28 protein-coding genes are annotated in these 23918 nt (G+C 65.4%); 15 read left to right on the top strand and 13 right to left on the bottom strand.

Annotated features, from left to right (window positions below):
• Positions 1-29 precede the first annotated feature (29 nt).
• The 4 genes from BMI86_RS15835 to BMI86_RS15820 are packed head-to-tail and all read right to left on the bottom strand — an operon-like array spanning position 30 to position 2839.
• Positions 30-806, bottom strand: a complete 777-nt coding sequence (locus BMI86_RS15835) for an SDR family oxidoreductase (RefSeq protein ID WP_078542252.1) — start codon at positions 804-806, stop codon at positions 30-32.
• Positions 803-1783 (bottom strand): calcium/sodium antiporter, encoded by a 981-nt coding sequence (locus tag BMI86_RS15830; RefSeq protein ID WP_078542251.1) that lies wholly within the window; start codon positions 1781-1783, stop codon positions 803-805. Before BMI86_RS15830 ends, BMI86_RS15835 begins: the two co-directional genes overlap by 4 nt.
• On the bottom strand, positions 1780-1995 hold the full coding sequence (locus tag BMI86_RS21490) for a hypothetical protein (protein ID WP_078542250.1): 216 nt from the start codon (positions 1993-1995) through the stop codon (positions 1780-1782). The genes BMI86_RS15830 and BMI86_RS21490 overlap by 4 nt, the downstream gene beginning before the upstream one ends.
• 4 nt (positions 1996-1999) lie before the next feature.
• The gene (locus BMI86_RS15820; RefSeq protein ID WP_078542249.1) at positions 2000-2839 is read right to left on the bottom strand and encodes a S49 family peptidase; all 840 of its coding nucleotides are present in this window, start codon (positions 2837-2839) and stop codon (positions 2000-2002) included.
• A gap of 138 nt (positions 2840-2977) precedes the next feature.
• On the opposite strand from BMI86_RS15820, the gene BMI86_RS15815 reads away from it, so the two are divergent.
• From BMI86_RS15815 to BMI86_RS15795, 5 genes are read left to right on the top strand one after another with little or no spacing between them, the layout of a single operon-like run.
• Positions 2978-3430 (top strand): formate dehydrogenase subunit gamma, encoded by a 453-nt coding sequence (locus BMI86_RS15815; protein ID WP_143594831.1) that lies wholly within the window; start codon positions 2978-2980, stop codon positions 3428-3430.
• On the top strand, positions 3427-4950 hold the full coding sequence (locus tag BMI86_RS15810) for a formate dehydrogenase beta subunit (RefSeq protein ID WP_078542247.1): 1524 nt from the start codon (positions 3427-3429) through the stop codon (positions 4948-4950). The genes BMI86_RS15815 and BMI86_RS15810 overlap by 4 nt, the downstream gene beginning before the upstream one ends.
• Entirely contained in the window at positions 4947-7832 is a 2886-nt protein-coding gene (gene fdhF / locus BMI86_RS15805) for a formate dehydrogenase subunit alpha (RefSeq protein WP_078542246.1), read from the top strand. The genes BMI86_RS15810 and fdhF overlap by 4 nt, the downstream gene beginning before the upstream one ends.
• The gene (fdhD, locus tag BMI86_RS15800) at positions 7829-8599 is read left to right on the top strand and encodes a formate dehydrogenase accessory sulfurtransferase FdhD (RefSeq protein ID WP_078542245.1); all 771 of its coding nucleotides are present in this window, start codon (positions 7829-7831) and stop codon (positions 8597-8599) included. The genes fdhF and fdhD overlap by 4 nt, the downstream gene beginning before the upstream one ends.
• The gene (locus tag BMI86_RS15795; RefSeq protein WP_078542244.1) at positions 8596-8808 is read left to right on the top strand and encodes a formate dehydrogenase subunit delta; all 213 of its coding nucleotides are present in this window, start codon (positions 8596-8598) and stop codon (positions 8806-8808) included. The genes fdhD and BMI86_RS15795 overlap by 4 nt, the downstream gene beginning before the upstream one ends.
• On the opposite strand, the gene BMI86_RS15790 is transcribed toward BMI86_RS15795, so the two are convergent.
• The 4 genes from BMI86_RS15790 to ubiA form a co-directional block, all read right to left on the bottom strand.
• Positions 8796-10271, bottom strand: a complete 1476-nt coding sequence (locus tag BMI86_RS15790) for a glycosyltransferase family 39 protein (protein ID WP_078542243.1) — start codon at positions 10269-10271, stop codon at positions 8796-8798. The two genes, BMI86_RS15795 and BMI86_RS15790, sit on opposite strands and share 13 nt — an antisense overlap.
• 191 nt (positions 10272-10462) lie before the next feature.
• Positions 10463-10789 carry a hypothetical protein gene (locus tag BMI86_RS15785; protein ID WP_078522484.1) on the bottom strand — a complete coding sequence of 109 codons (327 nt, stop codon included), beginning with the start codon at positions 10787-10789 and terminating at the stop codon, positions 10463-10465.
• Positions 10790-10800: 11 nt separating this feature from the next.
• Complete coding sequence (locus BMI86_RS15780) at positions 10801-12870, bottom strand: OmpA family protein (RefSeq protein ID WP_078542242.1); 2070 nt, start codon at positions 12868-12870, stop codon at positions 10801-10803.
• A gap of 78 nt (positions 12871-12948) precedes the next feature.
• A complete protein-coding gene (ubiA, locus tag BMI86_RS15775; RefSeq protein WP_078542241.1) occupies positions 12949-13953 on the bottom strand; it encodes a 4-hydroxybenzoate octaprenyltransferase in 1005 nt (334 codons plus the stop codon).
• Positions 13954-13965: 12 nt separating this feature from the next.
• Between ubiA and BMI86_RS15770 the strand changes: the two genes are divergently transcribed.
• From BMI86_RS15770 to BMI86_RS15760, 3 genes are read left to right on the top strand one after another with little or no spacing between them, the layout of a single operon-like run.
• On the top strand, positions 13966-14691 hold the full coding sequence (locus tag BMI86_RS15770; protein ID WP_078542240.1) for a 16S rRNA (uracil(1498)-N(3))-methyltransferase: 726 nt from the start codon (positions 13966-13968) through the stop codon (positions 14689-14691).
• On the top strand, positions 14688-15242 hold the full coding sequence (locus BMI86_RS15765; protein WP_078542239.1) for a hypothetical protein: 555 nt from the start codon (positions 14688-14690) through the stop codon (positions 15240-15242). The genes BMI86_RS15770 and BMI86_RS15765 overlap by 4 nt, the downstream gene beginning before the upstream one ends.
• A gap of 51 nt (positions 15243-15293) precedes the next feature.
• Positions 15294-16664: a glutamate--cysteine ligase gene (locus tag BMI86_RS15760; RefSeq protein ID WP_078522489.1), complete on the top strand. Its 1371-nt coding sequence runs from the start codon at positions 15294-15296 to the stop codon at positions 16662-16664.
• A 37-nt stretch (positions 16665-16701) separates the two neighbouring features.
• On the opposite strand, the gene BMI86_RS15755 is transcribed toward BMI86_RS15760, so the two are convergent.
• Positions 16702-17397 (bottom strand): NAD-dependent deacylase, encoded by a 696-nt coding sequence (locus tag BMI86_RS15755; protein ID WP_078542238.1) that lies wholly within the window; start codon positions 17395-17397, stop codon positions 16702-16704.
• Between the two features lie 28 nt (positions 17398-17425).
• Between BMI86_RS15755 and BMI86_RS15750 the strand changes: the two genes are divergently transcribed.
• On the top strand, positions 17426-17896 hold the full coding sequence (locus BMI86_RS15750; protein WP_078542237.1) for a low molecular weight protein-tyrosine-phosphatase: 471 nt from the start codon (positions 17426-17428) through the stop codon (positions 17894-17896).
• A gap of 23 nt (positions 17897-17919) precedes the next feature.
• Here BMI86_RS15750 and BMI86_RS15745 read toward each other — a convergent pair whose 3' ends face one another.
• On the bottom strand, positions 17920-18228 hold the full coding sequence (locus BMI86_RS15745) for a hypothetical protein (protein WP_078522492.1): 309 nt from the start codon (positions 18226-18228) through the stop codon (positions 17920-17922).
• Between the two features lie 203 nt (positions 18229-18431).
• Positions 18432-18623: a heavy metal-associated domain-containing protein gene (locus BMI86_RS15740; protein WP_075773932.1), complete on the bottom strand. Its 192-nt coding sequence runs from the start codon at positions 18621-18623 to the stop codon at positions 18432-18434.
• Positions 18624-18742: 119 nt separating this feature from the next.
• Here BMI86_RS15740 and lepA point away from each other — a divergent pair, with 119 nt between their 5' ends.
• Positions 18743-20542, top strand: coding sequence for a translation elongation factor 4 (gene lepA / locus BMI86_RS15735; RefSeq protein ID WP_078522493.1), 1800 nt, complete (start codon positions 18743-18745; stop codon positions 20540-20542).
• Positions 20543-20694: 152 nt separating this feature from the next.
• Positions 20695-21174 (top strand): pyridoxamine 5'-phosphate oxidase family protein, encoded by a 480-nt coding sequence (locus tag BMI86_RS15730; RefSeq protein ID WP_078542236.1) that lies wholly within the window; start codon positions 20695-20697, stop codon positions 21172-21174.
• Positions 21175-21265: 91 nt separating this feature from the next.
• Here BMI86_RS15730 and BMI86_RS21040 read toward each other — a convergent pair whose 3' ends face one another.
• Positions 21266-21403, bottom strand: coding sequence for an entericidin A/B family lipoprotein (locus tag BMI86_RS21040; protein ID WP_108722389.1), 138 nt, complete (start codon positions 21401-21403; stop codon positions 21266-21268).
• Positions 21404-21518: 115 nt separating this feature from the next.
• Here BMI86_RS21040 and BMI86_RS15725 point away from each other — a divergent pair, with 115 nt between their 5' ends.
• The 4 genes from BMI86_RS15725 to BMI86_RS15710 all read left to right on the top strand — a co-directional run bounded on the left by BMI86_RS15725 (position 21519) and on the right by BMI86_RS15710 (position 23084).
• Positions 21519-21731, top strand: coding sequence for a hypothetical protein (locus BMI86_RS15725; RefSeq protein ID WP_078542235.1), 213 nt, complete (start codon positions 21519-21521; stop codon positions 21729-21731).
• Positions 21732-21860: 129 nt separating this feature from the next.
• On the top strand, positions 21861-22178 hold the full coding sequence (locus BMI86_RS15720) for a hypothetical protein (protein WP_078542234.1): 318 nt from the start codon (positions 21861-21863) through the stop codon (positions 22176-22178).
• Positions 22179-22290: 112 nt separating this feature from the next.
• The gene (locus tag BMI86_RS15715) at positions 22291-22473 is read left to right on the top strand and encodes a hypothetical protein (protein WP_078522498.1); all 183 of its coding nucleotides are present in this window, start codon (positions 22291-22293) and stop codon (positions 22471-22473) included.
• Positions 22474-22592: 119 nt separating this feature from the next.
• A complete protein-coding gene (locus BMI86_RS15710; protein ID WP_078542233.1) occupies positions 22593-23084 on the top strand; it encodes a cytochrome b/b6 domain-containing protein in 492 nt (163 codons plus the stop codon).
• A gap of 19 nt (positions 23085-23103) precedes the next feature.
• Here the strand turns inward: BMI86_RS15710 and BMI86_RS15705 are convergent, their stop codons facing one another.
• Positions 23104-23892, bottom strand: coding sequence for an alpha/beta fold hydrolase (locus BMI86_RS15705; RefSeq protein WP_078542232.1), 789 nt, complete (start codon positions 23890-23892; stop codon positions 23104-23106).
• Positions 23893-23918: the final 26 nt, after the last annotated feature.

The following is a 23918-nucleotide window of genomic DNA, read 5'->3' as shown; positions in this document are numbered from 1 at the left end:
CAACTTTGGCCTGCGATTCGTTTTCAGGCTCATTCCGGACCTAATACATCGGGGGTCCGCCAGCCCAAATGTTGGCCTCCATCGACGCAGAGCAACTGCCCTGTGACGGCCGGTGCGTCCATGAAATATCCCAGCGCCGCGACGATATCTGCGGGGTCTGCGCCACGTTCGAGGATCGTCGCCGCGCGCTGCCGGTTGAAGTGGTCTTCCGACTGGCGGGCGCCTTGCAGGGTCGGGCCGGGGCCGATCGCGTTCACACGTATAGCGGGAGCCAGCGCCTGCGCACTCGTCTGCGTGAGTGTCCACAGACCCATCTTCGCGAGCGTGTAGGTCATGAACTCCGGCGTCAGCTTGCGCATCCGCTGGTCGACCATGTTGATCACCAGCGCGCGCGCCTTGGGCTCGGTGCCCGAGCGGTCGGCTTCCGGGGCCTGCGCCGCGAAATGCTGGATCAGCACGAAGGGCGCGCGCAGGTTCGACCCGATATGCCGGTCCCAGCTTTCGCGCGTGGCCGAGCGGATCGTGTCGTATTCGAAGATCGAGGCGTTGTTGATCAGCAGATCGAGCGGCCCGTCGAGCGCCTGCGCCGCGCGGGGCACCAGTTCCGCCGTCGCGGCCTCGTCCAGCAGATCGGCCTGCACGATCTCGGCGCGCACGCCTTTCGCACGGGCCTCCGCCGCTGTTGCCTCCGCGTCCTCTGCGGAGCCGTGATAATGGATTGCGACGTCCACGCCGCGCTCGGCCAGATAAAGCGCCATCGCGCGTCCCAGCCGTTTCGCGCCGCCTGTCACCAATGCTCGTTTCATGCGCTGCCTCCAATGAAGAGGGCCACCATATAGGCCAGATACGCGGCGCTGAAAGCGATGCCGATGCCGCGCGTGATCACGCGGTTGCCGAAGATGAACGGGGCGAGCGCGATCGAGGCCGCCGCCATCACCCAAAGGTCGACATGCAGCATCTGGCTCGGCACCGGAATGTCGCCGAACAGGCCCGCGACGCCGATGATGCAGAGCAGGTTGAAGATATTCGAGCCGACGACATTGCCGAGCGCGAGATCCGACCGGCCCTTCATCGCCGCCGTGATGGAGGTCGCCAGCTCCGGGAGCGAGGTGCCGAGCGCGACCAGCGTCAGACCGATCACCGCATCCGAGACGCCCATCGCGCTTGCGATTTCCGACGCGCCGCTGACCAGCCAGCTCGCCCCCAGAGGCAGCCCGATGAGCCCCGCGAGAACATAGAGCCCGATGCGCCAGAGCGGCATTTTCGGATCGACGCTCTCGACCTCTTCATCGGCTTCGGTCTCGGGACCGGCGCCCGCGCCGCGATTGGCGCGATGGGCGCGCGCCTCGCGGATTTGCCGAAACAGGATGATGCCGAGCGCGAAGAGCAGGAGCAGCGCCTGCGCCCAGCCGATCGGGCCCATGAAGCAGACGAGGATGAAGAGGATCGTCGCCCCCATCATCAGCACGAAGCTCTCGCGCGTGTCGTGCAGATCGGTGCGGATCGCGGAGATCATCGCGGGCAGGCCCAGTACCAGAAGGATATTGGCGATATTCGAGCCCACGACATTGCCGAGCGCCATGCTGGGCGCCTTGTCGAGCACGGCGGCGACGGAGACCATCAGCTCGGGCGCGGAGGTGCCGAAGGCCACCACGGTGAGCCCGACGATCAGCGCAGGAATGCCAAGGCGCAGCGACATCGCCACTGCGCCTTTCACCAGCAGATCGCCCGCCACGACCAGCAGCACCAGCCCGGCAATGATCTCGCCGAAATCCCAGATCATTTACGGCGCTCCGTCTTCTTCGCAGTCTTGCTATTGGAGGTCGTCTTGCAGGGGCAGGGGCCCCGGCCGATTTTCGGACGTCCGCAATCGGGGCAACGGGCCGATAGCCTGCCGGGTCCGCGCGGGCCCTTGAGTTTCGGCATCCGCAGTTTACCGAACATGGCGAGCACCGCCATGACGACGAGGAAGAGTGTCATGCCCTTGATGAGCATCGGGTTACAGCCCGTAGCGCGCCCAGAGCGCGCGCTCCTCGGTCGTGTCGATCAAAGCGCCTGCGGTGGCCGCCGCCATCTCGCCGCCGATCTGCGCACCGAAGCGCCGGAAGATCGAGCGTTTGGGCGCGTAAGGCACGATGCGGGTCTTCTCGCCGTAGATCTCTTTCAGCTTCGGCACCGCATGGCCGAGCCCGTCGATCAGCCCGGTGTTCTCTGCGAGCGCCTGCCGCCCGGTCCAGATGTCGCCGGTGAAGAGGTCGCGATCCTCCGGCAGCTTCGCGCCGCGCCGGGACTGCACATGCTCCTTGAACGAGACATGCATGTCGTCGAGCAGCTTGTTGAGCCGCGCGACGTCTTCGTCCTTCTCGGGGCGGAACGGGTCCATGAAACTTTTCGAGCCGCCTGCCGTGTGAACGCGGCGCTGGATGCCGTGGCGGTTGATGAATTCGTCGAGGCCGAACCCTGCCGAGATCACCCCGATCGAGCCCACGACCGAGGTCGGATCGGCCCAGATCTGGTCGGCGGCGCAGGCCAGCCAATAGCCGCCCGACGCCGCGACGTCTTCGACGAAAGCATGGACGGGAATGCCTTTTTCATCCGCAAGTCTGCGGATGCGCCCCGCGATCAGCGCCGATTGCACGGGCGATCCGCCGGGCGAATTGATCAGCAGTGCGACCGCGGCCGGTTTGCCGCGCGCGAAGGCACGCTCGATGATCGGGGCCATTGCGGCGTCCGACAGGCCGGGCGCTCCGGGGCGCGACATGCCGATGGCACCGTGCAAACGGATAACCGCGACGAAGGGCGATTTCTTGACGAAGGGGAGGCGTTGGATCAGGCTCATGTGAGGGATGTAGAGGCTCACCCCTGCCCGCGCAAGCACGGCGATGACGGTTCCTGTCCGCGCCTGTTCGCGATTGAACCAGTCGTGACTTGCTGGCCGGGGCATGCTCGCCCCATCATCGGGGCCGGGAGGATGGATATGACCGAATACGACAGGCTCGCCGCGATTCTGGCGGATCATGCGGGGCGCGAAGGTGCGCTGCTGCCCATTCTTCACGATGTGCAGGCCGCGTTTGGCTGCGTGCCCGCCGATTGCTACCAGCCGATTGCCGACGCGCTGCGGCTGAGCCGGGCCGAGGTGGCGGGCGTCGTCTCCTTCTATCACGACTTCCGCGATGCGCCCGCGGGCAAGCATGTGATCAAGCTGTGCCGTGCCGAGGCCTGCCAGTCGATGGGCGGGACCGAGATGATCGCGCGGCTGGAGCGGGCGCTAGGCATGAAAGTCGGGGAAACGAAGGGCGATGTGACCCTTGAGGCGGTCTATTGCCTCGGGCTGTGTGCCTGCGCCCCCGCCGCGATGGTGGGCGATCAGTTGGTCGGTCGTGCAAGTGCCGAACGGATCGAGGCTCTGGTCGCGGAGGTTTCGGCATGAAGATCTGGATTCCCTGCGATGCCGCTTCTGTCGCCTGTGGGGCCGATGAGGTCGCTGCCGCGATCGCTTCGGCGGCTGGCCTGCGCGGCGAGAGCGTCGAGATCATCCGCAACGGCACGCGCGGGATGATCTGGCTCGAGCCTCTGGTCGAGATCGAGCGCGACGGTGTGCGCCAAGGCTTCGGCCCGATGGCGCCCGAGGATGTGCCGGCGCTGTTCGAAGACGGCGATCACCCGAAGGCGCTCGGCCCGGTCGAGGAGATCCCCTTCTTCGCGCGGCAGACCCGCCTGACGTTTGCGCGCTGCGGGCGCACCGATCCGCTCTCGCTTGCCGATTACGAGGCGGATGAGGGCTGGCGGGGTCTCAAGCGCGCGCTGGAACTGGGCGGCGCGCAGACCATCGAAGAAGTCACGACCTCCGGCCTGCGCGGTCGCGGCGGTGCGGGCTTTCCGACGGGTATCAAGTGGAAGACCGTCGCCGGGGCCGAGGCGCCGCAGAAATATATCGTCTGCAACGCGGATGAGGGCGACAGCGGCTCTTTCGCGGACCGGATGCTGATGGAGGGCGATCCCTACTGCCTGATCGAGGGCATGGCGATTGCCGGTCTCGCAGTCGGCGCGACCAAGGGCTTCATCTATGTCCGCTCGGAATATCCCCATGCGATCCGTACGCTGAACGCGGCGATCAAGGCCGCGCGCACAGCCGGGATCATCGGCGACAGGCTGATGGGGCGGGGACCGGCCTTCGATCTGGAGGTTCGCGTCGGCGCGGGCGCCTATATCTGCGGCGAGGAAACGTCGCTCCTGAATTCGCTCGAAGGCAAGCGCGGCATGGTCCGCGCCAAGCCGCCGCTGCCCGCGCTGGAAGGGGCGTTCGGCAGGCCGACCGTGGTCAATAACGTGCTTTCGCTGGCCGCCGTGCCGTGGATCTTGGTCCATGGCGGTGCTGCCTATGCGGAGTTCGGGCTGGGCCGCTCGCGCGGGACGATCCCGATCCAGATCGCGGGCAATGTCAAACATGGCGGGCTGTTCGAGACCGGCTTCGGGATGAGCCTCGGCACGCTGGTCAACGAGATCGGCGGCGGCACCGCTTCGGGGCGTCCGTTCAAGGCGGTACAGGTCGGCGGGCCGCTGGGCGCCTATCACGGGCCGGACGATTTCGATCTGCCGGTCTGCTACGAGGCCTTTGCCGATCAGGGCGGGCTGGTGGGCCATGCCGGCTTCGTAGTGCATGACGACAGCGCCGACATGCTCGCGCTCGCCCGCTACGCGATGGAGTTCTGCGCCATCGAGAGCTGCGGGAAATGCACGCCCTGCCGGATCGGCGCGGTGCGCGGCATCGAGACGCTCGACCGCGTGGCGGCGGGCGACCCGGCGGCGATCGAGCTGCTGCACGAGCTATGCGAAGTGATGGAGAAGGGCTCGCTCTGCGCGATGGGGGGCTTCACACCCTACCCGGTGCGCTCGGCGATCCGGCTTTTCCCGCAAGAATTCTCGCTCTCACAGGAGGCTGCGGAATGAAGGATTTCATCATCCCCGACGGAGTGCATGGGCCGAAACTCTCCGATATGGGCACGCCTGAAAAATCGGGCCCGCCTGTGACGCTGGTGATCGACGGCATGGATGTGAGCGTGCCCGAGGGCACCTCCGTGATGCGCGCCGCCGCCGAGGCCGGGATCACCGTGCCGAAGCTGTGCGCGACCGATATGCTGGACGCTTACGGCTCGTGTCGCCTCTGCGTGGTCGAGATCGAAGGGATGCGCGGCACGCCGGCGTCCTGCACCACGCCCGTGCGCGAGGGCATGGTCGTGAAGACCCAGACCGATCAGCTCGCGCGGCTGCGGCGTGGGGTGATGGAGCTTTATATCTCCGATCACCCGCTGGATTGCCTGACCTGCGCGGCCAATGGCGATTGCGAATTGCAGGACATGGCGGGGGCCGTGGGCCTGCGCGACGTGCGCTATGCGCCGGGCAAGAACCATGTCGAGACGCGCGCGGCGGAGGGGGCCAATCCGCTCTACATCCCGCGTGACGACTCCAATCCGTATTTCTTCTATGATCCGTCGAAATGCATCGTCTGCATGCGTTGCGTGCGCGCCTGCGAAGAGGTGCAGGGCACCTTCGCGCTGACCGTGGACGGGCGCGGCTTCGATGCCCGCATCTCGACGGGAACGGAGGATTTCCTGAACTCGGATTGCGTCAGCTGCGGCGCCTGTGTGCAGGCGTGCCCGACTGCGACCCTGCAGGAGAAGACCGTCGACGAGATCGGCGTGCCGGAGCGGTCGGTGGTCACCACCTGCGCCTATTGCGGCGTGGGTTGCTCCTTCGAGGCGCAGATGCGTGGCGACCAGCTGGTGCGCATGGTGCCGTGGAAAGAGGGCAAGGCGAACCGCGGCCATAGCTGCGTGAAGGGCCGTTTCGCCTGGGGCTATGCGAACCATGGCGATCGCATCCTGAACCCGATGATCCGCGACAGCATCACCGATGCGTGGCGCGAAGTGTCTTGGGAAGAAGCGCTGGAGTTTGCCGCGAACGGCATCAAGCGTGCGCAGGCCAAACACGGCAAGGATTCCGTCGGCGTCATCACCTCCTCGCGCTGCACGAACGAGGAAACCTTCCTCGTGCAGAAACTCGCCCGCGCGGTGATGGGGACGAACAACACCGACACCTGTGCCCGCGTCTGCCATTCGCCCACCGGCTACGGGCTGAAGCAGACCTTCGGGACCTCGGCTGGCACACAGGATTTCGACTCTGTCGAACAGGTGGATTGCGCGGTGGTGATCGGGGCGAACCCGACCGACGGGCACCCGGTCTTCGGCTCGCGCCTGCGCAAGCGGCTGCGGCAGGGGGCGAAGCTGATCGTGGTCGACCCGCGCCGGATCGACCTGCTGGAGACCCCGCATATGGGCGAGGGGCATCACCTGCCGCTGCGTCCGGGTACCAATGTCGCGGTGCTGACCGCGATGGCCCATGTGATCGTGACGGAAGGGTTGTTCGACGAGGCGTTCATCCGCGAGCGCTGCGACTGGGACGAGTGGTCGGATTATGCCGAATTCGCCGCCGATCCGGCCCATTCGCCGGAAGCCGTCGAAGAGCTGACCGGCGTCCCGGCCGAGGCGCTTCGCGAGGCCGCGCGCACCTATGCCGCCGCGCCGAACGGGGCGATCTATTACGGGCTGGGCGTGACCGAGCATAGCCAGGGCTCGACCACCGTGATCGCGATCGCCAACCTCGCGATGATGACCGGCAATATCGGGCGGCCTGGTGTGGGCGTGAACCCGCTGCGCGGCCAGAACAACGTGCAGGGCTCCTGTGACATGGGGTCGTTCCCGCATGAACTGCCGGGCTACCGCCATGTCTCGGACGATACCGCGCGCCACGGGTTCGAGGTGGAATGGGGCGTCACGCTCGACCCCGAGCCGGGGCTGCGCATTCCGAACATGCTCGACGCGGCCGTCGCTGGGGATTTCAAGGCAATCTACATTCAGGGCGAGGATATCCTGCAATCCGATCCCGACACCCATCACGTGGCCGCGGGCCTTGCCGCGATGGACTGTGTGATTGTGCATGATCTCTTCCTGAACGAGACCGCGCGCTACGCCCATGTCTTCCTGCCGGGCTCGACTTTCCTCGAGAAGGACGGGACCTTCACCAATGCCGAGCGCCGGATCAACCCGGTGCGCAAGGTCATGGCACCCAAGGCGGGGCTGGCCGATTGGGAGGCGACGCAGGCGCTGGCCAATGCGCTTGGCGCGGGGTGGAGCTACACCCACCCCTCCGAGATCATGGACGAGATCGCGCGCACGACGCCGGCCTTCGCGAGCGTCACCTACGATCTGATCGACCAGATGGGTTCGGTGCAGTGGCCCTGCAACGACGCGCATCCGCAAGGCTCGCCGGTGATGCACGAGGATGGCTTCGTGCGCGGCTCGGGGCGGTTCATCCGCACGGCCTATGTCGCGACCGAGGAACGCACCGGACCGCGCTTCCCGCTGCTGCTGACGACGGGGCGCATCCTGTCGCAATATAACGTGGGCGCGCAGACGCGGCGGACCGAGAACTCCGTCTGGCATGCCGAGGACCGGTTGGAAATCCACCCGCATGACGCGGAGACGCGCGGTATCCGCGACGGCGATTGGGTGCGTTTGGCGAGCCGGGCGGGCGAGACGTCCTTGCGCGCGACGATCACGGATCGGGTCTCTCCCGGCGTCGTCTACACGACCTTCCACCACCCCGACACGCAGGCGAATGTCGTGACCACCGACAATTCCGACTGGGCGACGAACTGCCCGGAATACAAGGTGACGGCGGTGCAGGTGGGGCTCTCGAACGGGCCCTCGGACTGGCAGGAGCTTTACACAGCACAGACCAAGCTGACCCGCCGCGTCGAGGCGGCTGAATGACAGCGACGGATTGGGACATGCCCAGCGGCGCGGTGCAGCGGCTCGCCGAGGAAGTGCCGGTGGCGCTGTCCTTCGACGGGGTGACGCAGGCGGTGATGATGGCAAGCCCCGCCGATCTGGAGGATTTCGCACTGGGCTTCGCGCTGTCCGAAGGGCTGATCGCGGACGCGTCCGAGATCACCCGGCAAGAGCTCGAGGTGACCGAGGCCGGGATCGAAGCGCGCAACTGGCTGGCAGCGCCTGCGGGCGCACGCTTTGCCGAACGCCGCCGCGCCACGATGGGCCCGGTGGGATGTGGGCTGTGCGGGATCGAACAGCTGGAAGAGGCACGGCGCAAGTTGTCCCCGGTCCGCCCGCCGCGATTCACCATGACGCCGGAGCAGGCCACGGAGGCGCTCGAGACCCTGCGCGACCACCAGCCGCTGCAGGACGAGACCCGCGCCGCCCATGCGTCGAGCTTCTGGCAGCCGGGCAAGGGGATCGTGCTGACGCGCGAGGATGTCGGGCGGCACAACGCGCTCGACAAGCTGATCGGGGCGCTGATCCGGCAAGGGATCGACCCGGCGAGCGGCGCGCTGGTGATGACCTCGCGGCTCTCGGTCGATCTGATCCAGAAGGTCGTGACGCTACGTATCCCGGTGATCGTCGGCCCCTCCGCCCCGACCGCGCTTGCGGTGAGTGAGGCACGGGACGCGGGCCTTACCGTTATCGCGCGCGCAGGCCGGGGCCTCGCGCTTTACACCGCGCCGCAGGAGGCCACCGCATGAAGCCTGAGAAACTCGCCGGGATGGCCAATCAGATCGCGCAGTTCTTCGAGAGCCAGCCCGGCGATCAGGCGCATGCCGTCGCCGATCACATCAATGCCAATTGGGCGCCCGCGATGCGCGACACGTTCCTCGCGGCGGCCGACAAGCTGGAGCTGCATCCGCTGGTGAAGGCGGCCTTGCCGGAGATCCGCGCCCCTCAGCGGGGCTGATCGCCCGGCTTCACGACCGGCGCGAATGAGAGGGTGAAGTTTTTCCCATCCGCGAAGGGGTAGGGCGCCGCGAGCTGCTGCACCTCTCCGGTCGTCCAGTCGGGATGATCCGGATAAGTCGCGCGCAGAAGGCCCGCGCCGGTTGCCGCATTCGTGCCGTCCCAGATCACGAAGGCCGGGCCGTCGGGCAGGGGTTTCGTAAAGTCCGAACTGGCATTCAGAACCGTCATCCGGGGCGCGCGATAGAGGATATTCGCGCCTTCCCATTGCGGCGCGATCAGGGTCGCATCCGCGCCAACGGCGGCCACCAGCTGCGGCACCAGCGTCTCAAAGGGGGCGGCATTGCGGCTCTTGCCCTGGAAGAAATGCACTGGCAGCGCGATCGTCACCAGTACGAGCAGCACCGCGTAGACCTGCTGCAGCCGCCGCAGCCCGGTCGCGCTGAGCCGGGGCAAAAGCCACAGGCCAAGCGCGGGGCCCGCGAGGAACAGCAGCGGTTGGAGCCAGCGATCCTTAATCTGCCCCGCACCGACCGCAAGCGCACCGATCAGCAGCAGCAAGAGCCCGATCACCATCACGCGCAGCATCAGCCGCAGCAGCGGTTGCGGCGCGTCGGGTTTTCTCTCCCGGTAGCGCCAGTAGAGCAGCCCGCCGACCAGCAGCGGCAAAGCGAGGAAATTCAGAACACCCTGACCGGTTGCAAGAACCGGACCGACAAGCCGCGCGCCCAGTGAGACGTCTTCGGCGGCGTCGAATTTCTTTGCCGAGGCGAAGGCGATCTCGGGATGGTTCAGGATCCAGACATAGGGCGGCAGCGCGATTGCGGCGGCGATCAGCAGCGACAGAAACAGGCGGCGATCACGGAAGGACGCGCGGAACTCGGGAAAACCGATCAGCGCGAGGGTCGTCGAGATCGGCAGCAGCACAAAGTTGTATTTCGACAGCAGCCCCAAGCCCAGCACCAGTCCGAGCGTCACGAAGCCCGCGAGGCTGGGGCGGCGCGCGATCCACCAGATCGTCGCGAAGCATAACGCCGCCGAAAAGGTCGCAAGCACCGAATGGGTCAGGGCGCGCTGGCTCTCCCATGCGATCTGCGGCAGCAGCACGAGGCCCAGCGTCGCGACCCATGCCCGCCGCGGATCGAGCCGCGTGCGCATCAGCCCGTAGCAGGTCAGGACGGTGCCGCAGAGCAGGGTGTTTTTCAAAAGCGCGAGGCCGAACATCGTCGGCCCGGTCACCATGAAGACCAGATGCTGCAGCCACGCGAAAAGCGGCAGTTGCGGGCCGTAGCCCCACGCGAAGCTGCGCGCATCGAATATCATCTGCGCATCGTCGAGCCCGAGCGCGCCGCCCAAGGCGGTGCGGTAGAGGGTCTGGAAGGCGAAATAGGCGACGATGCTCAGGGGCCAGATCGCATCGGGTAGGGAGCGGCCCGCGGCGCGGGGCATCGGGTCGGCGCTCATGCGGGTGTGCCTGTGGGGACGCGCATCACGGGAAGGGTCTGGAGCATGGCGCACCTATTGGCTGGCGGGACTGCCGCGCGGGGCGGACAGAGAGGGCGATACCACTTTCGACAGGCGGGCCAAAGCGCGAGATGTCCGAGTTTCGCCGGGCGTGGCCACGATGCCGCGCCCTCGGCGAGCGCGGCGATGGCTCAGGCCTCTTTCGAGCGCTCGATATAGGCGCGCAGTTCTTCGGCCTCGTGGCGCGCGTCGCGCAGGCCATCCATCGCCGCGCGCAGTTCCGCCTCGGTCTGGCTGAGCTGATTGGCCAGTTCTGCCTCGCGCTGCTCGACATAGACGAGCGCCTGATCGCGGGTCTCTTCGGCTTCATGCAGCGCCTGCGCCATCTGCTCCAGTTCGCCCATATCGGCTTGGCTCACGCGAGTGAGGCGGTGGATCAACCAGCTCGCGAACCAGCCGAGAGCGAAAGCCACGAAAAGGATGATCGCTGTGGCGATGATGAATTCGGTTCTGTTCATATGACGTCCCTTCAGCCCTTCGACAGGTCCTCCGGCCGGGATTGCGGGCGCGGCGTTTCATCGCCGGGCGTCTCGACCGGAATTTCTTCTTCTTGCGGGGTGTTTTCCCCCGGTTCTGCGGCGGTGTCCCCATCGCCGTTTTCGCTTTGCGCGCCGTCTTCGGTGGCGGGCGCACCGTCGTCGGTCACGGCGCCGTTCCAATGCGGCTCGCCGTCTTCTGCGGCGCCCGTCGCATCTGCGGTGGCATCGGGCAGCGCGTCGTCGCCCACCGGCGCCTCATCCAGCAGCACGAACTCGATCCGACGGTTCTTCTCGCGGCCTGCTTCGGTGTCGTTCGAGGCGATCGGTTGCGCTTCGCCATAGCCCTTCGCTTCGAGATTGCCGATCAACACGCCACGGTCCAGAAGCCCGCGGATCACCGCCTGCGCCCGTTGTTGCGACAGCTGCAGGTTCATTTCTTCGCGGCCCTGATTGTCGGTGTAGCCGGCCACTTCCATCTTGAAGTCCGTGCAGTTCTTCATCGATTCCGCCAAAGCGTCGAGCGCGTCCAGGCTTTCCGAGGCGACCTGTGCCGAACCCGGATCGAAATCGACCTTCTTCTTCTGCAGCGTCTCATTGAGGCGCGCGACGCATTCCTTGCCGGTCGGCAGGGCCAGCTGCTCATCGAGGCGCTTGTCGTATTTCACGCTCAGGTCGATCTGCGCGTCTTCGCCAAGCTGGCTCGTCAGGATGCGCGAGATCGTGTCGGAGGCCTGCGGATCGCCCGAGATGCCGTTGACCGAGATACCGTCGCGGGTGACCGTGACCTTGCCGTCATGGAGCACCGACAGCGCATCGAGCGCGGCCAGCGTGCGCACCGGCCAACCGGCGGGAAGCTCTTTGTCGACGCGGGTCGCGCCATGGACATTGTCATGGCCGAGCTTGGCGCGGGCGTAGCTTTCGATGGTCTGACGTTCGCGCGCATCGGTTACGCGGCCCTTGAGCTCGACATGGCCGTCGCCATCGCGGGTCGCGGTGAAGCTGGCCTCGGCGGCTTTCGCATCGGGGGCCGGTTCGCGCTTGGCCTTGAGCGAGAACACTCCGGGCAGGTTCGATTCCAGCTCGCCCACGACATCGTCGAACTTCTGCTGATCGACGGTCGAGGGGGCATCGAGTGCGATATCGGCATCGGAGAAGGTCACCGAACCCGCGCCGAGATCGCCGACCGCCTTGATCGCCATCTGCGCGGCCTTGGACCAATCAGGCGACGGGGTGCCCATGCCGATGGTGCAGGTCAGCGTGCCTTTCGCGCCTGTCGCGCGGGCGGCAGTCAGGATGCGGTCGCGCGCGCGCTCGTTATCGGCGGAGCAGGCGTCGAAATGCGGGCCTTCCTCGTCGTCGATGAGGAAGCGCAGGGTGAAGGGGGTGATCACGGGGCGCGGCGCGGAGATGTCGAAGCTGAGCTTGAGATCGGTGGGGCGGCGGCGTGCGAGCGATGTTTCCACCCGGCCTTTCTCGGAGGGGCTGTCGGTGATCGCCTGAACCGAGACCTTGCCGGCGGTGACCGAAATCTTAGAGCGCGGCAGCGTCTCGATCGTGGTCATCGCGAATTGCATCGCCTCGTCCCAGCCGCCGGGCACCGGGTAATCGGCGCTCTCCAGCATGTCGGTGACGCCATCCTCGCCCGCGACTTTCGAGAGCTTCTCGACGATCGCATCGCGGTCGACCGAAGAGGGCACCAGCCCGATCAGCGAGATGCCGTTCTCGTTGCGCAGCATCTCCAGCGAGAAGGCGGGGGGCGTGATCGGCTTGGTGATCTGCGTGTCGGTATTGTCGACGACCCGCGAGCTATCGACGTATTTGTCGACCTCGGAGACGGCGCGGAAGCGCTCGGCCTCGGTCGGGGCGGTGCCGGAGAGGATCACCTGCAGCCCATCCGTATGGACCCGCATCCAGCCGTAGCCCTGCGCCTCCATCGCGACGCGCACTTCTTGTTTCGTGGATTTCTCGACAACGGTCGCAGCGCCACCCGCAATGACTGCGGAGACGACGAGTGCGAGGACAAAGGCGGCGATCGTCAACAAGGTGGCGCGGCTGCGCATCGGTCTCAGGCCCTCCCCCAGGGAATCTTTATCCCGTTTCCTTAAGGCGCAGGGGCGCGGGGATCAATCGAAACGCCGTTACACGATTGCGCCAACGGCGAGAAACAGCGCAGCGATGAGGCCCGTGTCGCGGTTCGCGCGGAACAGTTTCAGGCAGGTGTCCGGCTCGTCGATATCGAGCTGGCGCATCTGCCAGAGCATGTGCCACCCCATCGCCCAGGGCGCGAGCAGCGAGATCGCGAGGCGCAGCGGCGGCGCGCCGGGCAGCAGCGCACCCATCACCGCGATGGTCATCAGCGCAACAGAAGTCATCAGGAAGCCGCCGAGCCATTTCGCGCTATCGTCCCCAAAGAGCCGCGCGGTGGATTTCACCCCGATCAGCGCGTCGTCTTCCTTGTCCTGATGCGCGTAGATCGTGTCGTAGAACAGCGTCCACGCCATGCCCGCGAAATAGAGCACGACCGGCGGCCAGCTCAGGCTGCCGGTATGCGCGACCCATAGCAGCAGCGCGCCCCAGTTGAACGCGATGCCGAGGAAGATCTGCGGCCACCAGGTGAAGCGCTTGGCGAAGGGGTAGATCGCGACGGGACCGAGCGAGACGATCCCGAGGATGATTGCGGGCGTGTTGAAGGTCAGCAGGATCGCGAAGGAGATCAGCGACTGGATCACCGCCCAGGCCAGCGCCTGTTTCGTCGAGACCCGCCCCGAGGGGATCGGCCGCGACCGGGTGCGCGCCACGCCTGCGTCGATGTCGCGGTCGGTGATGTCGTTCCATGTGCAGCCCGCGCCGCGCATCAGGAAGGCCCCGATCGACGCGCCGACTGCGAGCCAGAGGTCCCACCAGATGAAGCCGCCCGTCGAGGCCGCGGCCAGCGCGATCGACCAGTAGCAAGGCAGCAGCAGCAGCCACGTCCCGATCGGACGGTCGGCGCGGCTGAGCCGCAGATAGGGCCGCGTCCATGCCGGAGCCAGCCGGTCGACCCAGTTGCCGCGATAAGCATCCGCGACCGTGCCGTTCGCGTCGTTCGGGGGCTCGCCCGTGCTCGCGTTTGCCGCCTCTGGCGTTTCGGTTTTTCCGCTCATACAGTCCGCCTCATGGAACGTGCCAAGATCAGGCTCTGTGTAGAGCACCCGTTGGGCGCGGGGCAAGCCGTGCCTCTGACTCAGGACGAAGCGCATTACCTCTTTGCGGTGATGCGGCTGGCCGTGGGCGCCCGTGTCGCGCTGTTTAACGGGCGCGATGGCGAGTGGACGGCGGAGGTCGTCGAGGCTCACAAGAAGCGCGGCATTTTGGCCTGTGTCGAGCAGGCCGCGCCGCAGCTCGCGCCGCCCGATCTCTGGCTGATCTTCGCGCCGATCAAGAAAGAGCGCACCGATTTCATCGTCGAGAAGGCGACCGAGCTGGGCTGCGCCAAGGTGCTGCCGGTGCAGACCGAGTTCACCAATTCCGCGCGCATCCGGCAGGACCGCTTGCAGGCCCATGCCAAGGAAGCGGCGGAGCAATGTCTGGGCACCTATGTACCCCCGGTCGAGGATTTGCAGGGGCTCAAGAAGCTGCTGGATGGCTGGGATCCGAGCCGCCGCATCCTCTGGGCCGACGAGGCTCTGGTTGGGCCCGCAGAGACGCTCGCGGGGCTACAGCCCGGCCCTTGGGCGATCCTGATCGGTCCCGAAGGCGGGTTCTCGGAGGCCGAGCGCGAGATGCTCCGCAGCCTCGAATTCGTCACTCCGGTCAGCCTCGGCCCGCGCATCCTGCGCGCCGATACCGCGGTCTGCGCAGCGATCACATTGTGGCAATCGGCGCTGGGAGACTGGCGTTGATCCGTCCCGAGGTCGCAGAAGGTTTCAAACGCTGGAGCGAGGTGATCGCGGCCGGCGTCGTGGTGGCGTTCGGAGCGTGGCTGATCTGGCTCGGCGGATTGATCCTGATGCCGCTGGGACTGGTCGCGGTCGCGCTCGGGCTTGGCTGGGCGCTGATCGGCTGGCGGCGGCTGCGCTTCGCGCGTGAAACAAATGCGCCGGGTCTGGTCGAGATCGACGAGGGCCGTATCTCCTATTTCGCAGCCAGCCGGGCGCGCGCCATTGCAGGACCGGGCAGCAATGTCTCGGCCCTCGGGATGGGTGGCGAATTGCCCCTGCGCGAACTGGCGGAAATCCGTCTGCTGACGTTGCAGGGCCAGCAATACTGGCGGCTGCGCAGCCTCTCGGGCGAGGCGCTTCTGATCCCGCTCGACGCGGCGGGGGCGGATGCGCTCTACGATGCCTTCGCGAGCCTGCCGGGGATCGACATGGGGAAGATCTCTGCCGCGCTTGACCAAAAGTCTGCCGCACAGAGCCTCTGGACCCGCAAACAGGTTTCACGCTTGACTTGAGCCAACCCCCGCGCCACCTGTGGCGCTCCATAAAGCGACGCGAGAAAAGACATGTCCATTCCGCAGCAGGGCGGTGGCCCGATCGAGCGCTTCGAGCAACTGGCCGAATATCTGGCCGAAGGTGAGAAGCCGCGCGACGACTGGCGCATCGGCACCGAGCATGAAAAATTCGGCTATTGCGCGGACAAGCAATTGCCGCTGCCCTATGACGGCCCGCGGTCGATCAAGGCGATGCTGGAAGGTCTGCGCGACCGCTTCGGCTGGAAGCCGGTGGAAGAGCAGGGCAAGATCATCGGGCTGGAACTGAACGGCGCGAATGTGAGCCTCGAGCCGGGCGGTCAGCTGGAGCTTTCGGGCGCGCCGCTCGAGACGATCCACCAGACCTGCGACGAGGTGAACGAGCACCTGCGTGAAGTGCAGTCTGTCGCCGACGATATCGGTGTGAAGTTCATCGGTCTGGGCGCGGCCCCGATCTGGACGCAGGACCAGATGCACATGATGCCCAAGGGGCGCTATCGGCTGATGACCGATTACATGGGCCGCGTGGGCGAGCTGGGCACGCAGATGATGTATCGCACCTGCACCGTGCAGGTGAATCTCGACTTCGGTTCGGAAGCCGACATGGTGCAGAAGATGCGCGTGGCGCTGGCGCTGCAGCCGGTCGCGACCGCGCTGTTCGCCAATTCGCCCTTCCTCGACGGCAAGCCCAACGGCATGAAATCGTGGCGCAGCCATATCTGGCAGAACCTCGACGACGCGCGCACCGGCATGCTGCCCTTCATGTTCGAAGAGGGTGCGGGCTACGAGGCTTACGTGAACTACGTCCTCGATGTGCCGATGTATTTCGTCTATCGCGACGGCAAATATATCGACGCGCTGGGCCAGTCCTTCCGCGACTTCCTCAAGGGCGAGCTGCCCGCGCTGCCCGGCGAGAAGCCGACGCTGAGCGATTGGGCCGATCACCTGACGACCGTCTTCCCCGAAGCGCGCGCGAAGAAATTCATCGAGATGCGCGGTGCCGATGGCGGGCCGTGGCGGCGTCTGTGCGCGCTGCCCGCGTTGTGGGTCGGTCTGCTTTACGACCAGACCGCGCTGGATGCCGCATGGGATCTGGTGAAGGGCTTCGATCACGAGACCCGCGAAGGTCTGCGCCGCGCGGCGGCGGTCGATGCGCTGCAGGGCGAGTTCAACGGCGTGAAGCTGCACGATCTCGCACGCGAGACGGTGGCGATCGCGAAATCCGGTCTGGCGGCGCGGGCGAAGCCCGGCGCGGGCGGGATGATCCCCGACGAGACCCATTTCCTCAACGCGCTGGAAGAGAGCGTCGAGACGGGTCGCGTGCCTGCCGACGAGCTTCTCGAGAAGTATCACGGCGAGTGGAATGGCGATCTGAGCAAGATCTACGCCGAATACAGCTACTGACGAGAGGGCAGGGCGGTCAGCCGCCCTGTAGCTCCTCTCACCGCGACCCCAGCCGCTCGCGTACCCATTGAGGGACCAGCACGCTCGCCGGGCCTTGGCGCGATGTGTCGAACATCGTGCTGCCCGCCGAGGGGTCGAGGTTCAGCTCCAGCGTCTCCACCCCGCACATCGCGGCGTCCTGCACGAAGCCTGCCGCGGGATACACATTGCCGCTCGTGCCGATCGAGACGAACAGGTCTGCGGCCTCCAGCTCGCGGATGATCCGATCCATCTGATAGGGCATCTCGTTGAACCAGACGATGTCGGGCCGCGTGGCCTTGCGCCCGCAGCCGGGGCAGGTGTCTTGCGGCTGCATTGCCTCGGGCGCGGGCCAGCGATGGTCGCAGGCATGGCACAGCGCGCCGAAGAGCGAGCCATGCATGTGGATCACGTTCTGAGAGCCGGCGCGCTCGTGCAGGTCATCGACATTCTGCGTCACCACCAGAACCTCGTGGCCCGGATCGGCCTCCAGCTCGGCCAGCGCGACATGGGCGGGGTTCGGCTGGGCCGCGCGCGCTGCTGCCCGGCGCGCGTTGTAGAAGCGATGCACCAGCGCGGGGTCGCGCGCGAAGCCCTCCGGCGTCGCCACGTCCATGATGCGGTGTTCTTCCCACAGACCGTCGCTTGCCCGAAACGTGCGGATGCCGCTTTCGGCAGAAATTCCCGCGCCCGTCAGAATCACGACCTTGGCCATCGCTGCGCCCTCCGTTATCACTTCCCCTATGCGTATCCTCTTTCTCTGCCTTGGCAATATCTGCCGCTCGCCCGCCGCCGAAGCGGTGACCCGTCACAAGGCCGCTGCAGCCGGGCTCGATATCGAGTTCGACAGTGCGGGCACCGGCACTTGGCATCTCGGAGAGCCGCCCTACGATCCGATGATCGCGGCGGCGGAAGCGCGCGGCTACGACATGCGGAGCTTGCGCGCACGGCAGATCCAGCCCGCCGACTACGACGGGTTCGATGTGATCCTCGCGATGGATGAGAATAACCTGCGCGATGCGCTTGACGGGGCGCCGCGCGAGATGCGCGCACAGGTGCAGATGTTCATCGACGGGCCGGAGGGGCCGCGCGATGTGCCCGATCCCTATTTCACCCGCAATTTCGATGGAGCCCTCGATCTGATCGAGGCGGGCGCGGATCAGTTGATCGCCGACCTGCTGGCCGACGAAGAAGAAAAGCGGCGCGGGCAGTAGACCGCGCGCCGCCGATCAGGCGCTTACTTGCAGAAGCCTTCCGCCGTCGCGGCGAAATTCTTGTAGCGGTCCCAGAAGTCCGAATCCGACTGGCGGTCGGACATGCGCACTTCCTGCGCGCGGTCGGGATCGTGGAAGAAGCTGGCGGCGCGGCGCTGGTCGCGATGGCTCAGCGTCATGTCCGCGACTTGCTGGATGCAGCCGCAGGTGCCGGGATTGCTGGCGCGGCCCGCTTTCTGACACGCGTTGTCGATCGGCCCGGCCGAAGCCATCGAAGCAAGCGCCATGGCGCCCGAGAATGCACAGAGTCCGAGTGTGGTCTTGAAAATCATCTACTGCCCCTTTGTCGTTGCGGCCGGCATGTGTTTGCCGATCCTGCCTGCTCATCTGTCCGCGATTCTAACTCAAATTCAAAAAGCGGGCAACAAAACAGGCAGAATTCCGCCGGTTCGGGGCAGGGGAGGGAACCCGTTTTCTAGCCGTCGCGTTGCGCACGCACGGGCCCACTACATCTGGATGGCGTCCGCTCTCCAGATCACTCTTCGACCGGGGTAGCCTCGTAGCCTGCGCCTTTCAGAGCGCTGATCACGGTGGATTCGGGCAGCCCTTCCACCTCGACCTCGCGGTCTTCCAGATAGACATCGGCCTTGCCGCCGACCTCTTCGATCGCAGCTTCGACCGAGGCTTTGCAGTGCCCGCAGGTCATGTTCGGAACGGAATAGATCATCTTGCGTCTCCCGTGTTTCGTGTCTCAGGGATATGTCGGACGCGACCGGGCCGAGGTCAATGGCAGATGGCGTTCAATCCCTCTTCCCGGCCCGCTTTTTCCCCTGTATACGCGCGCCCATGACTGATCTTGATCGCATCCGCAATTTCTCCATCGTGGCGCATATCGACCACGGTAAATCCACGCTTGCCGACCGGCTGATCCAGCTGACCGGTACCGTGGCCGAACGCGATATGAAGGACCAGCTCCTCGACGCGATGGATATCGAGCGTGAGCGCGGCATCACGATCAAGGCCAACTCGGTGCGGATCGACTATCCCGCCAAGGATGGCAAAACCTATGTGCTGAATCTGATCGACACCCCCGGCCACGTCGACTTCGCCTATGAGGTGTCTCGCTCTATGCAGGCGGTCGAGGGCTCGTTGCTGGTTGTCGACGCCTCGCAGGGTGTCGAGGCGCAGACGCTCGCGAACGTCTATCAGGCGATCGACGCGGATCACGAGATCGTCCCGGTCCTGAACAAGATCGACCTGCCCGCGGCAGAGCCCGAGCGCGTGAAAGAGCAGATCGAGGACGTGATCGGGATCGACGCCTCGGATGCCGTCGAGATTTCCGCGAAGACCGGTCTGGGCATCCCGGACGTTCTGGAAGCCATCGTGCAGCGTCTGCCGGCCCCGCAGGGCGACCGCGACGCGCCGCTCAAAGCGATGCTCGTGGATTCGTGGTATGACCCCTATCTGGGGGTCGTCGTTCTGATCCGCGTCATGGATGGCGTGATCAAGAAGGGCGACCAGATCAAGATGATGAAGACGGGGGCGACCTACAAGCTCGACCGTCTCGCCGTTCTGAAACCCGCGATGGTCAATATCGACGAGCTTGGCCCCGGTGAGATCGGCGTCTTCACCGCTTCGATCAAGCAGGTGCGCGATACCAAGGTCGGCGACACGATCACCCATGAGAAAAAGCCCTGCGCCAAGGCGCTGCCGGGCTTCAAGCCTTCGATCCCGGTGGTGTTCTGCGGTCTCTTCCCGGTCGATGCGAATGATTTCGAAGCGCTGCGCGACGCGATCGAGAAACTGCAGCTGAACGATGCGAGCTTCTCGGCCGAGATGGAAACCTCGGCAGCGCTCGGCTTCGGCTTCCGCTGCGGCTTCCTCGGGCTGTTGCACCTCGAAGTGGTGCGCGACCGTCTGGAGCGGGAATACGATCTCGACCTGATCACCACCGCGCCCTCGGTCGTGTTCAAGATCCACATGAAGGACGGCGAGGTGATCGAGCTTCACAACCCCGCCGACATGCCCGACCTGACCTATGTCGACCATATCGAGGAGCCGCGCATCAAGGCGACGATCCTCGTGCCGGACGAATATCTGGGCGATGTGCTCAAGCTCTGTCAGGACCGTCGCGGCATCCAGCAGGATCTGACCTATGTCGGTGGCCGCGCGATGGTCGTCTATGACCTGCCGCTCGCCGAGGTCGTGTTCGACTTCTACGACCGCCTGAAATCGGTCACCAAGGGCTATGCCAGCTTCGACTACCAGATCACCGAATATCGCGAGGATTACCTCGTGAAGATGTCGATTCTGGTCAATGACGAGCCGGTCGACGCGCTCTCGATCATGGTCCACCGCGACCGCGCCGAAGCCCGCGGCCGCGCGATGTGCGAAAAGCTGAAAGACCTGATCCCGCGCCACATGTTCAAGATCCCGATCCAGGCCGCCATCGGTGGCCGCGTGATCGCGCGCGAGACTCTGTCGGCGATGCGCAAGGACGTGACCGCGAAATGCTACGGCGGCGACGCGAGCCGGAAGAAGAAGCTTCTGGAGAAGCAGAAGGCCGGTAAGAAGAAGATGCGCCAGTTCGGGAAGGTCGAAATCCCGCAAAGCGCGTTTATCGCGGCGCTGAAGATGGATGAGTGATCTTCCGCGAAGTTGACGAATATGGCCCGGCGATTGCGCCGGGCCTTTTCGTTTTGAAGCCCGCGCCGGAAGGGCAGGGCTCCAGTCTTTCTGAGGAACATGGCGCGCCACCCTCACGTTCTCCTCCCAGACCTATTTCAGGAGGAAACGATATGACCGACCAAGCCAAGATCGAGAAAGATTTCTGGGACGCGCTCGACTCGGATCGCACCGTGATGCTGGCGCGCGCGGGCGTCGAGACGGCAGCGCCGCGCCCGATGACGGCGATCGTCGAGGAGAAGCCCGGCCCGGTGTGGTTCTTCACTGCGCGCGACACGGAATTGATGGACGGGCTGGCCCCCGGAGCAGGGGCGATGTTCACCTTCTCGGACAAGGGCCACAAGGTCTTCGCGACCGTCACGGGGCGTCTGGTCGAACATACCGATCCCGAGACCGTGGAGCGGCTTTGGAACCCCTTCATCGGCGCCTGGTATGAGGGCAAGGACGACCCCAAACTGGTGCTGCTGCGCTTCGATCCGGATCAGGCCGAGATCTGGGACAGCGGCAACGCGTTGGTCGCGGGCGCGAAGATCCTGCTCTCGTCGGACCCGGGCGAGTCGATGAAGGACCGTGTCGCTCATGTGAATTACTGAGCCGGGCGCGTCCCTGACGTCAGAGGCAAGTCAAAGGCCCCGGAAATCTCCGGGGCCTTTGACTTTTTCGTTTGGCTGTCAGGCTTGGAATTTAGCGCGCCTGACGCGCCTCGCCCGCGATCGTGTTGCCTGCAACGGACAGGTCCTGACCTGCGCCTTGCACGGTGTTGCAAGCCGCGAGGCCCAGAAGGATCACGGTCATTGCCGCCATTTGAACCGATTTCGTCATCTCTTTCGCTCTCCTATTAAGCCATCACCGGCCAACGTACGAAAAAATTTACGGTTCCGTGGAACTGGAGGCAAGGAGCGGCGTTTTGCCCTCGAACACATAAGGGAGAGCCCGAATGAAGAAGCCTCTGCGCCTTTTCCTCGCCGCCCTCTCGGCCCTCGTCGTGACCGGGGTCGTGGTGATCGCAGCTCTGACTTTCGGCTTTGTCGGATGGCAGGAATTCGCGTTCGCCGTGATCGTCGGGATTGTCTTAGGAATTCCCGCAGGTCTTTGGACCGAGCGGCGCATAAACAGGAATGACCCGTTCTGGCCGCCCCGCCAGGCATGATCCCTGTCAGAACGGTCTTGCGGCCCCTGCTTTGTCCCTCGCGGGGGCCGCACACTCCGCCCGGGCTGGTTAACTTCTTGTTAATTAAGCTCTGAAAGGCTCCGGGTTGTCCCTCCCCGGAGCCTTTCAATGTCTAAAGCCCCGTTTTTACTTATTCTTGGCCTCCTCACAGCCTGCGCCTCCCCAGCGCCGCAGTTTCTCGGCGCGTCGCGGCATGACCTCACGCTCGACGGCATCGACTTCGTCGTCTTCCTCAAGGGAGACCGGGCGGAGGTGGTGCGCATGGGCTATCTACGCCGGGCAGAGCGGGGGCGCGTGCCGCCCCTGATGATCCGCGCGGCAGAGCAGGTTTCGGGCTGCAAGGTCGCGGGACCGGCGGGCGGGCTCTACCGATCGCCCTCGCTGCCCGGCGATACGGGGGAGGCGCGCTTCCAGCTCGATTGCTGATGCGACGCCCTGCCGCAGCGGCGACCGCGCGGACTTGATGCGGATCAAGGTCACATCCGCGTGATCGGAGTCAGTCTGACCACCGAAATGCGCCGCTCAATGGAGATCAGACATGCGCCTCTTCGGTATCATCTACGCCCTCGTCGGACCGACCCTCGCGGGTATCCTCATCACTGCCGCGCTGACGATGAACATGTTCACGACCAACGCGATGATCGTCTCCGCGGTAATCGGGTTCCTCGTCGCCGTTCCCGTTGCATGGTATATCGCCAAAATGATCCGCGAAAACGCCTGACGGCGCGGCGCGGCACAGGCGTCGGGAAAATCCCAACTTCGTGAAGGGCGGAACCTCTGCGCCTTCGCCGCGCTAGTCCGGCGAGGCGCGGCGGCGTTTCGTCAATTCAAAGAGGTAATATGTCCTACGCTCCCGGCTATTCGAAAACCCAGATTGGGCTCCACTGGGCCGTCGTCCTGCTGCTCATCGTCCAGTATCTGTTCAATGACGCGATGGGGCACACCTTCCACGATCTCATGGAGAGCGGATCGGCGAGCGCCGGGGTGCTGACCTATGGTCACATCGTCCTCGGTATCGCGGTGCTCGTGCTCGCGATCTGGCGTCTGATACTGCGCGCGACCCATGGCGCACCCGAGCCGCCGGAGAACGATCCCGCCATTTTCCGCCGTGGCGCGGCCGCAGTCCACGGGCTGCTCTACGTGACGCTGTTCGCGATCCCGATTGCGGGGCTCGTGGCCTATTACGGGCAGCAGGGATGGGCGGCAGAGACGCACTCGATCCTCACGACCCTTTTGCTGTGGCTGGCCGGGCTGCATGTGGCGGCCGCGCTCTATCACCAATACGTCAAGCGCGATCACCTGATCCGGCGGATGATGAAGCCGGGCGCGTGAGCGCAGCGGCGCAGTTTCCTCAGCTCGCGGAGTTGAGGAAACGCGCCACGTCGGCTTCGAACTCGCGGGGTTTCTCGGCGTGCAGCCAGTGCCCCGCATTGTCGATTTCCTCGAAACGCGCCTGCGGGAAGAAACCGCGGATACGGTCGTGCATTTCGGGCTTCACGTAATGCGAGTCCGCGCCCGACAGGAACAGCGTCGGGCCGTCGTACTGCTTGCCTTCCAGCGCCTCGGGCCAGCCGAGGATGTCGTCCATATTCGCCTTCAGCGCGGCAAGGTTGAACTTCCAGCGGGGCGGGCCGTCGCGCAGCACCAGAGATTGCAGTAGGAAGGCGCGGGTGCCCGGATCGAAGACCTGCTCTCCCAGCCGCTCATCCGCGGCGGAGCGCGAGGTGAGGTCGGCAATATCCATCCCCTGCATCGCCTCGATCAGCGCGCTGTGGTTGTCGCCGTGGTCGTAGTTCTCGGGCGCGATATCCGCGACGATGAGATGCGCGACGAGTTGCGGCCGCGTCAGGGCGAGCGTCATCGCCGCCTTGCCGCCCATCGAATGGCCCAGCACATCTGCGATCCCGCCATTCGCTTCGATCACCTCGGCGATGTCGTCGGCCATCGCCTGATAGCTGTGATCGTCGTCCCAGAAGCTGTCGCCATGATTGCGCATATCGAGCGCGATGACGGGGCGGTCCGCGCTCAGCCGCTTGGCGATCGCGTTCCAGTTCCGGGCCGATCCGAAAAGACCGGGGGCGATGATCAGCGGTCGCGCGCCGGGATTGCTGTCGGAGGTGTAGGGGGTCGTGTTCAACATGGGGCTAAGCTAGATCGCCGCTCGGG

The sequence above is a fragment of the Thioclava sp. DLFJ5-1 genome, from assembly GCF_002020115.1.
GTDB classification, from domain to species: domain Bacteria; phylum Pseudomonadota; class Alphaproteobacteria; order Rhodobacterales; family Rhodobacteraceae; genus Thioclava; species Thioclava sediminum.
The sequence above is the reverse complement of the archived record's forward strand: the minus strand, read 5'-3'. Positions and strand labels throughout refer to the sequence as shown.